This window comes from uncultured Litoreibacter sp. (assembly GCF_947501785.1).
Classification (GTDB): Bacteria; Pseudomonadota; Alphaproteobacteria; order Rhodobacterales; family Rhodobacteraceae; genus Litoreibacter.
This window is the reverse complement of record NZ_CANMXB010000001.1, coordinates 1405171-1420137: the sequence shown is the minus strand read 5'-3', so window position 1 is coordinate 1420137 and position 14967 is coordinate 1405171. Positions and strand designations below refer to the sequence as shown.

The window sequence follows — 14967 nt, the reverse complement described above, 5'->3', positions numbered from 1 at the left end:
CGATACGACCCTGCGGGGCGGATATTTTTGAACATGGAAAGTTCTGGGTGCGGTGATGAGTGATAGGTTCCCCGAAGTGCGTGGCACGATAACGCCGGATCGGGGTTTGGCGGATTTGACATGGTTGCGCGTGGGCGGGCCTGCGACGGCCTTGTTTCAGCCAGCGGACCGGGATGACCTGTCGGATTTTCTAAAGAGTTATGACGGCGACGTGTTCCCGATGGGCGTGGGGTCCAACCTGATCGTGCGCGACGGCGGGGTTGAGGCCGTGGTGATCCGGCTGGGGCGTGGGTTCAATGGGTTCTCAGTCGACGGCAATCGCGTGACCGTGGGGCCTGCTCTATTGGACGCGCATTGCGCCCGGAAGGCGGCCGATGCGGCGTTGGATTTGACCTTCCTGAGAACTATCCCGGGCGCGATTGGCGGCGCGGTAGCGATGAATGCCGGGTGTTACGGCAGCTACATGGCAGATGTGTTTGTGCAGGCCACGGCGGTGCTGCGTTCGGGCGAGGTGGTTGTGTTGGGGCGCGACGATGTCTCTTTCGCCTACCGGCAGTCGGACCTGCCGGACGGCGCGGTGCTGGTCGAGGTGGTGATGGAGGCGCCGAGTGGTGATCCGGCGGAGCTGCATGCCCGGATGGAAGACCAACTGGCCAAGCGCGACGCGACACAGCCCACCAAGGACCGCACGGCGGGCAGCACGTTTCGCAATCCGGTCGGGTATTCCTCCACGGGCAAGGCCGATGACACGCATGATCTGAAAGCGTGGAAGGTGATTGACGACGCGGGACTGCGGGGCGCGCGGCTGGGCGGGGCGCAGATGAGCGAGAAACACCCCAACTTTCTGATCAACACCGGCGACGCCACGGCGGCGGATTTGGAAGATTTGGGCGAACTGGTGCGGAAAAAGGTTTTCGAGAACAGTGGAATAGAGTTACAATGGGAGGTGCTTCGGGTCGGTACACGTACTGGCTGAGGGGGCTCACAACATGTAGCGGTCAGCAAGGTCGCACATACAAAATAAGCTCTCACTAAGAGAGCGGCGGTAAAATGAGGCGGATATGTCGAGCAGGGCATTCCGCAAAGTAGTGGTTTTGATGGGCGGCCCCTCGGCTGAGCGCGAGGTATCGTTGTCCACTGGGCGTGAATGCGCCGCTGCATTGCGGGACGAAGGGTATGAGGTGATTGAGCTGGACGCGGGTCCGGATCTTGCCGCGCGCCTGAGCGGTATTTCCCCCGATTGCGTCTTCAACGCGCTGCATGGTCGCTGGGGCGAAGATGGCTGCGTGCAAGGCATGCTGGAGTGGATGAAGATCCCCTATACACATTCGGGCGTGCTGGCCTCGTCACTGGCGATGGATAAGGAACGCACCAAGGACGTCTACCGCGCGCACGGCCTACCGGTGTGTGACAGTGTACTGGCGTCGAAAGCGGATGTGATGGCGCGCCATGTGATGGCCGCGCCTTACGTGGTGAAGCCCTATAACGAAGGGTCCTCGGTCGGGGTTTATCTGGTGGCCGAGGGGGCGAACAGCCCGCCCAAATTGTCCGACGACATGCCGGAGACCGTCATGGTCGAGGCCTTTGCGCCGGGGCGCGAACTGACCACCACCGTGCTGGGCGACCGCGCCTTGGAGGTGACCGACATCATCACCGACGGGTGGTACGATTATGAGGCGAAATACGCTGATGGCGGATCGCGGCACGAGGTGCCTGCGGATATCCCATCCGACATTCGCGAATTGTGTTTTGACTATGCGCTGACGGCGCACCGCGCGCTGGGATGCCGCGGTGTGTCGCGCACCGACTTCCGGTGGGACGAGGCCAAGGCCCAAGCCGGCCTCGTTCTGCTGGAAACGAACACGCAGCCGGGCATGACCCGGACCTCGCTGACGCCGGAGCAGGCGGGCAAGGTTGGCATGAGCATGGGCGAATTGTGCTCCTGGATCGTGGAGGACGCCTCATGCGATCGTTGAGAGGGCAGAAGAAGATCAGCCTGAAGCGCGACCCCGCACCCAGCCGCTGGGCCTACCGGATGGAGCGGCTGTGGCTGACCCCAAATTTCCGCCGTGCCGTGCGCGTGGGCGCGCCCTTGGCTTTGGTGATCGCATCAGGCGTTTGGTATTTCGGCAACGAGGCGCGCCAGCAGGCGATTGTGGAATGGGTGGCCGAGGCGCGGGCATCGATAGAAGAACGCCCCGAATTCATGGTCAAGGTCATGGCTATCGACGGCGCATCCGACACCTTGGCGGGCCATATCCGCGAAGTGATGCCGGTGAGCCTGCCGATCTCCTCCTTTGATCTGGACCTCGAAGCGATGCGCAAGCAGGTCGAGAGCCTTGATGCTGTCAAGCGCGTCGACGTGCGCGTGCGCTCTGGCGGGTTGCTGGCAGTAAATGTGGTGGAACGCGTGCCTGCCGTGATCTGGCGCGGGCCGGACGGGTTGGAACTCTTGGACGAGGGCGGCCACCGGGTCGCAGCCATCGGGTCTCGGTTAGAGCGCTCGGACTTGCCGCTGATTGCTGGCGAGGGCGCAAACGTCTCGGTACCTGAAGCCCTGGCCTTGATTGAAACAGCGGCCCCGCTGAAAAGCCGCGTCGTGGGTCTGGTGCGGATGAGCGAGCTGCGTTGGGATGTCGTGATGGACCGCGGGCAGCGGATCATGCTGCCCCAAAACGGGGCGGGACCGGCCTTGGACCGCGTGATTGCACTGAATGAAGCACAGGATTTGCTGGCGCGAGACATTGCGCGGGTCGACGTGCGCAATGGGCAACGGCCGATTTTACGACTGACAGAAGGCGCGTTGGACGAATTGCGCGCGCTGAAGAGCATTGAGATCAAAGGGACCACAGAATGACCGATCTTTACCAAACCCAGCGAGCAATGCGGAACCGCAGGCAGGCGGCGATCCAACGTGGGGTGATTGCGGTGCTGGATGTGGGCTCTGCCAAGATCGCGTGTTTTGTGCTGCGCTTCGACGGGCCGGAGCGGTTCAAGGACAGCGACGGCATCGGCACGATGGCCGGGCAGTCGGCATTTCGGGTGATCGGGGCCGCGACGACCCGGTCGCGGGGCGTGCGCTTTGGCGAAATTGAAACCATGCACGAGACGGAGCGGGCCATTCGGACCGCCGTTCAGGCCGCGCAGAAGATGGCGAATGTGCGGGTGGACCATGTGATTGCGTGTTTCGCTGGCGCGAAGCCACGGTCTTACGGGCTGGCGGGGACGGTGGAGTTGCATGACGGGCAGGTGACCGACAATTGCGTGGCGCGGGTGCTATCGAGCTGTGACTTGCCGGAATATGGCCAGGACCGCGAGGTGTTGCACGCGCAGCCGGTAAACTTTGCGGTGGACCACCGGTCTGGCCTTGGTGACCCGCGCGGGCAGGCGGGCAATTCGCTGTCGACGGATTTGCATATGCTGACGGTGGACCGCTCGCCGATTGAGAACCTTCTTTACTGCATCAAGCGCTGCGATCTGGATGTCGCGGGGATTGCGTCGTCGTCCTATGCCGCCGGTATCTCGTCGCTGGTGGAAGACGAGCAAGAGCTCGGCGCGGCTTGTATTGATCTGGGCGGCGGGTCCACGGGGATTTCCATCTTTATCAAGAAGCACATGATTTATGCCGACACCGTGCGGATGGGCGGGGATCACGTGACCTCGGACATCAGTCAGGGGTTGCAGGTGCCGATGCCAACGGCGGAGCGGATCAAGACGTTTTACGGCGGCGTGGTGGCCACGGGTATGGATGATCGGGAGATGATTGATCTGTCGTCTGACACCGGTGACTGGGAGCATGACAGGCGTACCGTCAGCCGCGCCGAGGTGATTGGCGTGATGCGGCCACGGATGGAAGAGATCTTGGAGGAGGTGCGCTCCCGGCTGGATGCGGCCGGGTTCGAGCACCTTCCGAGCCAGCGGATCGTGTTGACCGGTGGGGCCTCGCAACTGCCGGGGCTGGATGGGCTGGCCACGAAGATTTTAGGACAACAGGTCCGGCTTGGAAGGCCTTTGCGGGTGCAGGGCTTGCCGCAGTCGGTGACCGGGCCTTCTTTCGCCGCGGCGGTGGGGACCTGCCTGTTTGCGGCGCATCCTCAGGACGAATGGTGGGACTTTGATGTGCCGGTCGACAGCTATCCGGCGCGGTCGCTGAAGCGGGCGATGAAGTGGTTTAAGGACAATTGGTGATCTGGCATATGTCGAATTGCTCGTAAGCCTTTGAGATAAAGCGGTAAACAACATCCATGTTTGCCCAGACGCTGCCCCGTCCATGGGGGAGAACAGAGAATCGGTGCGACGCTCAGTCGGCCCGGGCTGGAAATTTTTGCCTAAGTGTTGTGGTTGAGAAGGTTTTCGAGGCGAGATTTGCCGTGTTTGGCAAGATACCGCCGAAATTCCTAAAGTTTTCCCCAGATTTTGTGGCAAAAATGCCTTTTTCGCGTGACGCGGCCGCAGACTCGAGATACAGTTTTGCGTTAAGAGGCAAAATAATAAGGGCCGAATGGCTCATTTATACCCGGTACACGTACAGACAGGCGGACAACCCATGGCACTAAATCTTCGGATTCCCGAGCAACCAGAATTGAAACCACGCATCACCGTCTTCGGTGTGGGTGGCGCAGGCGGCAACGCGGTCAATAACATGATCGAAAAGGAACTCGACGGCGTCGAGTTTGTCACTGCCAACACGGATGCGCAGGCGCTGCAGCATTCCAAGGCAGCCGCAAAAATTCAGATGGGTGTCAAGGCCACTGAAGGTCTGGGCGCGGGCGCACGTCCGTCAGTTGGCTCCGCCGCCGCTGAAGAGACCATCGAAGAAATCGTCGACCATCTGGCCGGCGCGCATATGTGCTTCATCACCGCCGGCATGGGTGGCGGGACTGGCACAGGCGCTGCCCCAATCATCGCGCAAGCCGCGCGGGAGCTGGGTGTTCTGACCGTGGGTGTTGTCACCAAGCCGTTCCAGTTTGAGGGCGGCAAGCGCATGAAGCAAGCCGATGAAGGCATTGAAGCGCTTCAAAAAGTTGTCGACACGCTGATCATCATTCCAAACCAGAACCTTTTCCGTCTTGCCAACGAGAAAACCACCTTTACCGAGGCGTTTTCGATGGCTGACGACGTGCTCTACCAAGGTGTCAAAGGCGTCACCGACCTGATGGTGCGCCCGGGCCTGATCAACCTCGACTTTGCGGATGTTCGCGCCGTGATGGACGAGATGGGCAAAGCCATGATGGGCACCGGCGAGGCAGACGGCGAAGATCGCGCAATCCAAGCGGCTGAGAAGGCGATTGCCAACCCACTACTGGACGAGATTTCGCTGCGCGGCGCGAAGGGCGTGCTGATCAACATCACCGGCAGCCACGACCTGACCCTGTTCGAACTGGACGAGGCGGCCAACCGCATTCGTGAAGAAGTCGACCCGGATGCCAACATCATCGTGGGCTCCACTTTGGATACGTCGATGGACGGTCAGATGCGGGTCTCCGTAGTGGCCACCGGCATCGAGGCATCAGAAGAATTGCTGGCGCAGCCCGTGCCGCGCCGTTCACTGGCCGCGCCTCTAACACAAGATCGCCCCGGCGAGACCGGCGCGCCGGCTTCTGTCGCGGTCGAGATGACACCAATCGAGACGCCCGCTGTGACCGAACCGTCGCTGTTCGAAGGCGTTGCTGAAACGGCACCCGCTGCGCCTGCGGCCGAGGCCCCTGTATTCGCGGCTGCCGCAGCGCCAGAGCCGCAGATGGAAGATGGTCTGCCAGCTCCGGTTTACCAGCCCGCTCCTGAGCCAGCCCCGACACAAGCCGCGGAAGCGCCAGCGGCATATGCCGCACCAACGCCGCAAGCGCCGCCTGTCGCCGGAACACCAACTCCTGAAGCTATGGACCGGCTACGCGCCGCGGTCGGCAAATCACCCACCGCGGAACCTATGCGTGCGGAACCGGCTGCACCGTCAGCTGCGGATAAACCACGCTTCGGCATCAACTCCCTGATTGGTCGCATGACCGGCGGGGCAGGGGAAGAGGGCCAACAGGCGGTCCGTCAACAGCCGCAGCCCAGCACGTTGGAGCCATCAGCTGAAGTGGACCCAGAGCAGGAAAAGATCGAGATTCCGGCCTTCCTGCGGCGCCAGGCCAACTGACAAACCATACTGTGACGTAACGTCTAAGGCCGGGCAATGCCCGGCCTTTTTCTTTTGAAAACAGAGGCTTGCTGCGCCTGCAAAATCTTTTTGTTACAATACGACAGATATGTTGCAGACGGTCACAAAGAGTGAGTTGAGACCTTGGGACCCAAACCCTATTTTTCAGGCATCAGGAACTGGGGGGTTCTTGGGACGTTAAGTACAACTAGAAATCTGCCGCTTCTTAGGAGGCTCTACGGTGCAAGCAACTCTGATCTCTGATGTCACCTTTCACGGTGTCGGATTGCATTCCGGCGTCGCGACAAAGATGACTGTGCGCCCGGCTGGTATCGGCCACGGCGTCTGGTTCAAGCGCGTGGACGTGGCAGAGGACGGCTCTGGTCGCGACCCGCATGTGCCAGCCAGCTACGACGCCGTCGAGATGAAGCCGCTTTGCACCCGCATCGTGAATGCCGACGGCGTAGAAGTGCAAACGATCGAGCATATCACCGCGGCGCTTGCGGGGTGCGGCGTGCGCAACGCACTGATCGAGCTGGACGGACCGGAAGTGCCTATCATGGACGGCGCGTCGGGCGACTTTGTGCGCGCCTTTGTCGAGGCTGGCGTGAAGGCACAGGACGCGGCGATGTACGCGATCGAGATTTTGGACCCTGTCACGGTCGAGCAGGACGGCGCGGTTGCGACCCTGTCGCCCGCTCGATCACTGGAAATCGACTTCCGTATCGAGTTTGACGACGCCGCCATTGGAGCGCAGTCGAAGACACTGAACATGGCCAACGGCACTTTCGTGCGGGAGCTGTCGGACAGCCGCACCTTCTGCCGCAAATCCGACATCGACACGATGCATGCAAATGGGCTGGCCCTTGGCGGCACCTATGAGAACGCCGTTGTTGTTGACGGCGACGACGTGCTGAGCCCAGGTGGCCTGCGCCACGCGGATGAAGCGGTGCGCCACAAGATGCTGGACGCGTTGGGTGATTTGTCACTGGCCGGGGCGCCAATTCTGGGTCGCTACACGGGTGTCCGCGCCGGGCACGCGTTGACCAACAAGTTGCTGCACAAGCTTTTTGCGACACCCGGTTCCTATCGTTTGGTGCCATGCACCCCGGCTCAGCTAAGCCGCCTTCCCGGTGTGGGTGTGAAACGCGCCGACCTGGCCTTGGTTTCCTAAAGCTGACGGCGGTTTGACCGGCGGGGTGTTTTTACTTTGCAAAAACCGCACCAAAGACGTTTTGCATGCCCAATACATGTGCTAGAGCTTGTCGAAAGCGCCGCAACCCCGCAAAACGGGGGCGGTAACAGTGCAGGGTTGGCGGTCTTCTAATATGCCGAACAGGTCAGTCATCAAAACCGCGATCATGGTCTCGCTTGTGGCGAGCCTGTCTGCATGCGGCGGCGCGCGTGACGGTGAACGGGGTGGATTTCTGGGCGGGTTCTTCGCCTCGAAGCAAGAAGCGCCGCTTGAAAGTTTCCCTGCCGAAGAAATCTTCCGCCGCGGCGAAGCTGCTTTGGAAGGTGGCGATCCAAACGAAGCCGTCCGGCTTTTTGGCGAGGTGGAGCGGCTCTATCCTTATTCCGAATGGGCCAAACGCGCGCTGATCATGTCGGCCTTCGCCTACCATTCCGACCGCGAATACGAACAATCGCGCGCCTCCGCGCAGCGGTTCCTGGACTTCTACCCCGCCGATGAGGACGCGGCCTACGCGCAATATCTGCTGGCGATCAGCTATTACGACCAGATCGACCAGGTGGGGCGTGACCAGGGCCTGACTTTCCAGGCGCTGCAAGCGTTGCGCACCGTGATCGAGCGTTACCCAGATACGGAATATGCGCGCTCTTCGATCCTGAAATTTGACCTCGCTTTTGACCACCTTGCGGGGAAGGAAATGGAAATCGGGCGCTACTACCTGAAACGCGGGCATTATCCGGCGGCGATCAATCGCTTCCGCGTGGTTGTCGAAGAATTTCAAACCACATCCCACACTGCCGAAGCACTGCACCGGCTGGTGGAAAGCTACCTGTCCCTGGGCCTGACCGACGAGGCGCAGACGGCGGCAGCGATTTTGGGCTACAACTACCAGTCCAACGACTTCTACCAGGACAGCTTTGACCTGCTGGCGGGGCGCGGGCTGAAACCGGCGCCGCGCGGTACCGGCTGGTTGGTCGACATTTACCGGCAGGTTATCCGCGGCAAGTGGCTGTGAGGAAGGCGGGGTGAACCCCGCCCTACGGGCCGCATCATGCTTCGATCTTTAGACATTCGCGACATGCTGATCATCGATCAGCTGCTGCTTGAGTTTCAACCTGGCCTGAATGTGCTGACCGGTGAGACCGGCGCAGGTAAGTCTATCTTGCTGGATTCCTTGGGCTTTGTGCTGGGTTGGCGTGGTCGTGCTGAGCTGGTGCGCGCAGGTGCCGAGAAGGGCGAGGTCGTGGCGGAGTTTGATCTGCCTGCGGGCCATGCGGCCCACGCGGTTCTGGAAGAGGCGGGGTTTGACGCCGCTGATGAGTTGATCCTGCGGCGTGTGAATTATCCCGATGGGCGCAAGCAGGCCTGGGTGAATGACCGCCGCGCCTCGGGTGAGGTTTTGCGGGCGCTGTCAGACGTTTTGGTGGAATTGCATGGGCAGCATGACGACCGCGGGCTTTTGAACGCGCGGGAACACCGCGCGTTGCTGGATCAGTTTGCAGGGGTCGATCTGAGGCCGGTGCGTGCGACCTGGTCCGCCATGTCGAAGGCGCGCAAGGCGTTGCGCGAGGCCGAGGAAGCCCTGGCCCGAATGAGCGCGGAGGAAGATTTCCTGCGCCATTCTGTGGAGGAGCTGGAAGCGCTTGACCCGCAGCCCAGTGAAGAGCCTGCGTTGGACACACAACGCCGGACCATGCAGGCAGGTGAGCGGATCAAGGGCGATATTTCCAAAGCTTTACAGGCGCTTGGTGGGGCCGGGGCAGAAGGGCAGATGGCTGACGCCATTCGCTGGTTGGACGGTGTTGCCGACAAGGCAGACGGGCATCTGGAAGTGCCTTTGGCGGCGTTGGAACGGGCCTTGACCGAGCTGGGGGAGGCGCATCAAGGTGTAGAGAGCGCACTGGATGCAGTCTCATTCGATCCGTTTGAGTTGGAGCGCGTGGAAGAACGGCTGTTTGCGATCCGCGGGTTGGCGCGCAAGCATGATGTGTTGCCAGACGAGCTGACGGAATTGACCGCGTCCTACCGCGCGCGTCTTGACGCGCTGGATGGCGGTGCGGCGGAGATTGACGGGTTGGAGCGTGCCGTGACGGATGCCGAGGACGCATACGGCGTTGAGGCCGACAAGCTGCGCGACATACGTGTCGCGGCGGCCCTGAAGCTGGACGCGGCGATGATGACGGAATTGGCTCCGTTGAAGATGGAACGCGCCGTTTTCAAAACAGAAATCACTGATGAAGCCTACGGGCCGGAGGGGCATGACAACGTGGCCTTCACTGTGGCAACGAACCCCGGCACCCCCGCAGGGCCGCTGAACAAGATTGCCTCCGGCGGTGAATTGTCGCGATTCCTGCTGGCGTTGAAAGTGTGCCTGACCGGAACCACAGGCGACGTGACGATGATCTTTGACGAGATTGATCGCGGCGTGGGCGGAGCCACGGCGGACGCTGTCGGGCGGCGGCTGGCCTCGCTTGCGGATGGGTCGCAGGTTTTGGTGGTGACGCATTCGCCGCAAGTCGCGGCGTTGGGGGGGCATCACTGGCGGGTGCAGAAATCGGTGAATGATGAGGTGACGCTATCAACCGTTGTGGCGTTGGACATTGACGCGCGGGTCGATGAAATCGCGCGGATGGTGTCAGGGGATACCGTGACCGATGCAGCGCGCGACGCGGCAAGGGCTTTGCTGGACGGGGTGCATTGAGCCTCGTTTAGGAGAGTTTTGGGTTCTGTGGTACGGTTTGATCATCAGATCAGCCCGACGAGTGCCCGATGCCGCCAAATGATTCCGAAAATCAAGCCCCGTCCGAAAAGGACATTGATGCTGAATTGGCGGAGGCAACTCCACCAGATCAATGGTCGGATCGCTTCATTGAGGAGATATATTCCGAACGAAGCGATGAATGCCATATCTCCATTTCAGTGACCAAACCAACGTTTGGGCTTCCTGTGCTGGGCGATATTCGCGGGTTGTCGCAGGCAGAGGCGACCTTGGCAGATGTGGCTGGATTGGCAGGTGACATCACCAATCTGATCCGCGACGAATTGCCAGGTTTTGTGAATGATTTCCTCGACCCGTTTTTTGGTAGATTTACCCCGCCACCTAACACATTCCCATTTCCGATCCCGCGGCCGTTGCGGCTGCAAATGCGCGTCGGTGCTCTGGTGGCCCAGATAGCCGCCCAGCTTGACGCCTTCCCCCCGCGCTTTTCGGTGGTGCCGCCAACCCCGGCTGCGCCGCATTTCTCACCCGTTGATGGCAATGTTCACATTCGCTCGCGTGATGACACCGAGGTGGCTCTGTTCATGTGGTCCAAAATGACCTCAAGCTATACGTTTGGGCGGACGCTCGGCACGTCCCACACCCCCTCAGCCGCGCCCCTAGATCGCGGCACCGATCGCCCGTGGTTTGGCAAGGCGATCCTGCCCAAGGCGGTTTTTGACCCGCTGGTCGGTGACCAGTTTGTGGGCACCGGTCGGTCCTACGTCACCCAGCTTGGCATAGGCGGGGAGGAAACACGGCGGGTTGAGGGCACGCTCAAACTGCGAGCCATCAGCCATGGCGCGAGCTTTCCTGTGCGCTATTGCGGCAATTACGGGAAGCTGCGGGTGCTCGTGGTCCCAGAGGCGCCCTGCAAGGTGGTTTGGGTCGATATTGATGTCGCAGGCCCGTACGAGGAAGACATCGCCCGCCAGGAAGACCGCCGCTTCACCGCGATTGAGGTCCGGCGCGACGCTGCACGCAAGGCGATGGTCGATATTCAGAACACGCTGGTGATGTTGGGAATTGCGGCCTCTACCCTGCCAGTCGCCGGGCCTGTCATCAATCTGGCGCTGCGCCGAATCGTGCTTATGCTGGAGGACCGCAAGGAGACATTCTCGGAGAAACTAAACCGGATGAACCGCCAGCAGCGGGCGCTTAACTACAGCGCTGCAGAGTTCTACCCCGAATACGGGCCGATAGGCGGCACAGAAGATACGCCGCTGCCTTGACCGGATGGCAGACGCGGCAGGGGCGTCGCTAGACGGGTGATGCTGGGCGCAAATTCCTTCTGCGAAGGAATTCGAATTTTCTTCGATGAAGAAAATTGCCTTCGGCGGGGATATTTTTGGAACAATGATGGGGGTGGGTTGCGCCTAGTTTATCTGCACCATTTTGCCGGGGTTCAGGATGTTTTGCGGATCAAAGCTGCGTTTGATGTCTGACATGACGGACCAGGCGTCGCCGTGCTCGCGGGTCATGTACTTCATTTTGCCCATGCCGACGCCGTGCTCGCCCGTCACCGTACCGCCCATATCGAGGGCGCGGTCGACCATGCGGTCGGCGAGGCGTTTGGCTTCCTTGAGCTCCTCGGGGTTGTCGGGGTCCATCATCAGGATGGCGTGAAAATTGCCGTCGCCGACATGGCCTAGAATGGGGCCGGGCAGGGGGCTGTCTGCGATGTCGTCTTGGGTTTCGGTGACGGCCTCCGCGAGCCGTGAGATCGGCACGCAGATATCGGTAGACATGGCGGTGCAGCCCTTTCTTGACGCAAGGATCGCGTAATAGCCGTCATGGCGCAGCTTCCAGAGCGCGTTGCGGTCCTCAGGCCTTGTGGCCCATTCGAAGTCGGACCCGTCATGGTCCTTGACGATCTCGCCGAAGCGTTCGGATTGTTCTTTGACGGACGCGTCGGAGCCGTTGAATTCCACCAGCAGATGCGGTTTTTCGGGCATATCGCGTCCGGAATAGGCGTTGAAGGCCATGGTTGTGGCGGCGTCGACAAACTCGATCCGGGCCATTGGGATGCCCATTTGGATGGTGCTCATCACGCATTGCACGGCGTCCTCAATGCTGTTGAAGGCGCAGATACCGGCAGAGATGGCCTCGGGCTGGCCTCGCAGTTTGAGGGTCAGCTCGGTAATCAGGCCCAGCGTGCCCTCCGAGCCCACGAAGAGGTGCGTGAGGTCATAGCCCGCCGAGGTTTTGCGGGCGCGGGAGCCTGTGCGGATGATGCGACCATCGGCGAGCACCACTTCGAGCCCCATCACATTGTCGGCCATGGTGCCGTACATCACCGTCGTCGTACCCGACGCGCGGGTGGAGGCCATGCCACCGATGGACGCGTTTGCGCCAGGATCGACGGGAAAGAATAGCCCCGTAGCGCGCAAGTCCTCGTTGAGCGCGATGCGGGTGATGCCGGGTTGCACGCGGCAATCCATGTCTTCGGCGTTGACCTCGAGGACCTTGTTCATGCGCTGGAAGTCGACGGTGACGCCGCCTTTCAGAGCGAGCGCGTGTCCCTCCAGCGACGTGCCGGTGCCCCATGGGATGACAGGGCAGTCATGACGCGCGCAGGTTTTGACGATCTCGCTGACCTCTTGCGTCGTCTCGGGGTAGGCCACGGCGTCGGGGGGCATGGGTTGGTAATATACCTCGGACCGGCCGTGAATGTCGCGATCGGACTTGGAGACGTTGAGCCTTTCGCCTAAGAGGGATTGGAGTTCCGAGATCGCTGCGGCAACGGTCATGTCATTGGCCTTGCTGTGGTTTTGCCAGATGTTAGGCCAGTGCGGCCGCAAGGGAAAGCGTGAGGCTGTGTGATGGCCGACCCCAAGCCGTCCTTCGTGCGAGGACAGATCAACGACGTCGTGGAAGCCTGCCAAAAGGGCTGGACGGTGATGCGCCACCGGGGGCCGTCGCAGCTGCAGTTTTGGTTCATCGCATTGCTGATCGGGATTGCCGCCGGTCTAGCGGCGGCTGGGTTCCGGATCAGTATCGAGTGGCTGCAGGGCGTGCTGTACGACGCCAAAGACGTGCGGTCTTTGCAGGAATTTGTGACCGACCTTGAATGGTATTTCATCCTGCTGATCCCCGTCGCGGGCGGGCTGATCACCGGGGTGGTGCTGCATCTGTTCACCCCAGACGGGCGGGCGCGGTCGGTGGCTGAAGTGATTGAGGGCGCGGCCATGCACAATGGGCGCGTGGAGAAACGCGCCGGGCTGGCTTCGGCCTTTGCGTCGATGATCACGTTGTCCTCTGGTGGCTCAACCGGGCGGGAGGGGCCAGTGGTGCACCTGGCGGGCGTAATATCCAGCTGGGTGTCTGGGCTGATCAAGGCAGATGGTATCACCGGGCGCGACCTGTTGGGCTGCGCCGTGGCCGCCGCCGTGTCGGCCAGCTTTAATGCCCCGATTGCGGGTGCGCTATTTGCTTTGGAGGTCGTACTACGCCATTTTGCGGTGCACGCCTTTGCCCCGATTGTGATCGCCAGTGCGGCAGGCACCATCATCAGCAGACTGACTTTTGGGGACGTGACGGAATTCATGCTGCCGGTCGAGTCGGCATTGGGCTTCTACCGCGAACTGCCCGCCTTCCTGATGCTGGGGTTGCTCTGCGGATTGGCCGCCGTGGTGATGATGCGCGCCATCTTTTGGGCGGACACGATTGGGACCAAATTTCAGGCGGCGACAGGCATGCCGCGTTGGTTGCGCCCGGCCATGGCAGGATTGCTGCTGGGCGGGCTGGCCATCTGGTTCCCGCATATCATAGGGGTCGGATACGGAACCACCTCGGCGGCCTTGACAGGCGAGCTGTTCCTCTATGAGGCGGTGATCTTCACTGTGCTGAAGGTCATCGCGGTTGCCATCACGATGGCGGGGCGCATGGGGGGTGGGGTGTTTTCGCCGTCCCTCATGGTTGGCGCGCTGACCGGGCTGTCTTTCGGCTTGATTGCAACGGGGGTGTTCCCCGATGTGTCCGGGTCAGAGACGCTATATGCGCTTGCGGGAATGGGTGCGGTTGCGGCAGCTGTGCTGGGCGCGCCCATATCCACCACGTTGATTGTCTTTGAGCTGACTGGGGACTGGCAGACCGGTTTGGCAGTGATGGTGGCGGTGTCGCTATCCAGCGCGCTGTCCAGCAAGCTAGTCGACCGGTCCTTCTTTCTGACGCAGCTGGAGCGGCGCGGGGTGCATCTGGCGGCCGGGCCGCAGGCCTATCTGCTGTCGATGTTCCGCGTCAACAACGTGATGCGCGGGCCCGACCATCCGCAAGCGGCCGATGACGACCTGGTCTGGCAAGTGATCGAAGAGGGCGTGTTCATCGGTCCCAACGCGACGTTGGAAGACGCGATGCCCATTTTTGAGGACACCAACCGCGCCTTCCTGCCGGTTGTGACGCTGGGTGCGGAAGGTGAACCGCCCACCATCTTGGGGGCGCTCTTTCAGGTGGACGCCCTGAAGCAGTATAACCGCGCCTTAGCCGCCACGGCGGCCGAGGAGCATTCCTAGGTCTCTTCGACGGTGACTTTGTCGTTGTAAAACGCCAGATGTCCCGCGATGGATTCCAGGCCCGGTGTCGGGGTTTCATAGGACCATGCCGCATTGGCAATCGGGCCGCTTTTGGCCTGGATTGTGTAGTAGCTGGCATCGCCCTTGTGCGGGCAATGTGTGCTTTGATCGGTTTTGTCAAAGAATGCCATAGCGAGATCGGCACGTGGGACATAAAGCACGGGCGCGTAATCGCCCTCGCGCAATTCAATCACATTTGAGCTTTCCCCCAACACGGCCCCCGCCGCGCGGATGGAATATGTGCCACTGGCACCCTGCAACTTGATATGATCGGACATCCGACGAACCCTCCCTCGAAGAAATTTGC

The 14967-nt window shown here is 61.2% G+C and carries 12 protein-coding genes; 10 read left to right on the top strand and 2 right to left on the bottom strand.

Annotated features, from left to right (window positions below):
• Positions 1-55: 55 nt before the first annotated feature.
• The 9 genes from murB to Q0899_RS07005 all read left to right on the top strand — a co-directional run bounded on the left by murB (position 56) and on the right by Q0899_RS07005 (position 11321).
• Positions 56-976 carry a UDP-N-acetylmuramate dehydrogenase gene (gene murB, locus Q0899_RS07045; protein WP_299191791.1) on the top strand — a complete coding sequence of 307 codons (921 nt, stop codon included), beginning with the start codon at positions 56-58 and terminating at the stop codon, positions 974-976.
• Positions 977-1061: 85 nt separating this feature from the next.
• Positions 1062-1976, top strand: coding sequence for a D-alanine--D-alanine ligase (locus tag Q0899_RS07040; protein WP_299191789.1), 915 nt, complete (start codon positions 1062-1064; stop codon positions 1974-1976).
• Positions 1964-2857 carry a cell division protein FtsQ/DivIB gene (locus Q0899_RS07035; RefSeq protein ID WP_298297321.1) on the top strand — a complete coding sequence of 298 codons (894 nt, stop codon included), beginning with the start codon at positions 1964-1966 and terminating at the stop codon, positions 2855-2857. The genes Q0899_RS07040 and Q0899_RS07035 overlap by 13 nt, the downstream gene beginning before the upstream one ends.
• Positions 2854-4188: a cell division protein FtsA gene (gene ftsA, locus Q0899_RS07030; RefSeq protein ID WP_298297323.1), complete on the top strand. Its 1335-nt coding sequence runs from the start codon at positions 2854-2856 to the stop codon at positions 4186-4188. Before Q0899_RS07035 ends, ftsA begins: the two co-directional genes overlap by 4 nt.
• A 358-nt stretch (positions 4189-4546) precedes the next feature.
• Positions 4547-6139 carry a cell division protein FtsZ gene (gene ftsZ / locus Q0899_RS07025; protein ID WP_299191786.1) on the top strand — a complete coding sequence of 531 codons (1593 nt, stop codon included), beginning with the start codon at positions 4547-4549 and terminating at the stop codon, positions 6137-6139.
• 241 nt (positions 6140-6380) lie between these two features.
• Entirely contained in the window at positions 6381-7313 is a 933-nt protein-coding gene (gene lpxC, locus Q0899_RS07020) for a UDP-3-O-acyl-N-acetylglucosamine deacetylase (RefSeq protein WP_298297330.1), read from the top strand.
• A 154-nt stretch (positions 7314-7467) separates the two neighbouring features.
• Positions 7468-8346 carry an outer membrane protein assembly factor BamD gene (locus Q0899_RS07015; RefSeq protein WP_299191784.1) on the top strand — a complete coding sequence of 293 codons (879 nt, stop codon included), beginning with the start codon at positions 7468-7470 and terminating at the stop codon, positions 8344-8346.
• A gap of 36 nt (positions 8347-8382) precedes the next feature.
• On the top strand, positions 8383-10032 hold the full coding sequence (gene recN / locus Q0899_RS07010) for a DNA repair protein RecN (protein WP_299191782.1): 1650 nt from the start codon (positions 8383-8385) through the stop codon (positions 10030-10032).
• Between the two features lie 68 nt (positions 10033-10100).
• Complete coding sequence (locus tag Q0899_RS07005) at positions 10101-11321, top strand: hypothetical protein (RefSeq protein ID WP_299191779.1); 1221 nt, start codon at positions 10101-10103, stop codon at positions 11319-11321.
• A 144-nt stretch (positions 11322-11465) separates the two neighbouring features.
• Here Q0899_RS07005 and Q0899_RS07000 read toward each other — a convergent pair whose 3' ends face one another.
• Positions 11466-12839, bottom strand: a complete 1374-nt coding sequence (locus Q0899_RS07000) for an FAD-linked oxidase C-terminal domain-containing protein (protein WP_299191777.1) — start codon at positions 12837-12839, stop codon at positions 11466-11468.
• Positions 12840-12911: 72 nt separating this feature from the next.
• On the opposite strand from Q0899_RS07000, the gene Q0899_RS06995 reads away from it, so the two are divergent.
• Positions 12912-14600, top strand: a complete 1689-nt coding sequence (locus tag Q0899_RS06995) for a chloride channel protein (RefSeq protein ID WP_299191775.1) — start codon at positions 12912-12914, stop codon at positions 14598-14600.
• Here the strand turns inward: Q0899_RS06995 and Q0899_RS06990 are convergent.
• Entirely contained in the window at positions 14597-14938 is a 342-nt protein-coding gene (locus Q0899_RS06990; RefSeq protein WP_299191773.1) for a DUF427 domain-containing protein, read from the bottom strand. The genes Q0899_RS06995 and Q0899_RS06990 overlap by 4 nt on opposite strands.
• Positions 14939-14967: the final 29 nt, after the last annotated feature.

Coding starts and splice junctions, on each gene's coding strand:
- murB (WP_299191791.1), top strand. CDS start 56: ATGAGTGATAGGTTCCCCGAAGTGCGTGGCACGATAACGCCGGATCGG.
- Q0899_RS06990 (WP_299191773.1), bottom strand. CDS start 14,938: ATGTCCGATCATATCAAGTTGCAGGGTGCCAGTGGCACATATTCCATC.
- Q0899_RS07040 (WP_299191789.1), top strand. CDS start 1,062: ATGTCGAGCAGGGCATTCCGCAAAGTAGTGGTTTTGATGGGCGGCCCC.
- Q0899_RS07000 (WP_299191777.1), bottom strand. CDS start 12,839: ATGACCGTTGCCGCAGCGATCTCGGAACTCCAATCCCTCTTAGGCGAA.
- Q0899_RS06995 (WP_299191775.1), top strand. CDS start 12,912: ATGGCCGACCCCAAGCCGTCCTTCGTGCGAGGACAGATCAACGACGTC.
- ftsA (WP_298297323.1), top strand. CDS start 2,854: ATGACCGATCTTTACCAAACCCAGCGAGCAATGCGGAACCGCAGGCAG.
- Q0899_RS07015 (WP_299191784.1), top strand. CDS start 7,468: ATGCCGAACAGGTCAGTCATCAAAACCGCGATCATGGTCTCGCTTGTG.
- recN (WP_299191782.1), top strand. CDS start 8,383: ATGCTTCGATCTTTAGACATTCGCGACATGCTGATCATCGATCAGCTG.
- ftsZ (WP_299191786.1), top strand. CDS start 4,547: ATGGCACTAAATCTTCGGATTCCCGAGCAACCAGAATTGAAACCACGC.
- Q0899_RS07005 (WP_299191779.1), top strand. CDS start 10,101: ATGCCGCCAAATGATTCCGAAAATCAAGCCCCGTCCGAAAAGGACATT.
- Q0899_RS07035 (WP_298297321.1), top strand. CDS start 1,964: ATGCGATCGTTGAGAGGGCAGAAGAAGATCAGCCTGAAGCGCGACCCC.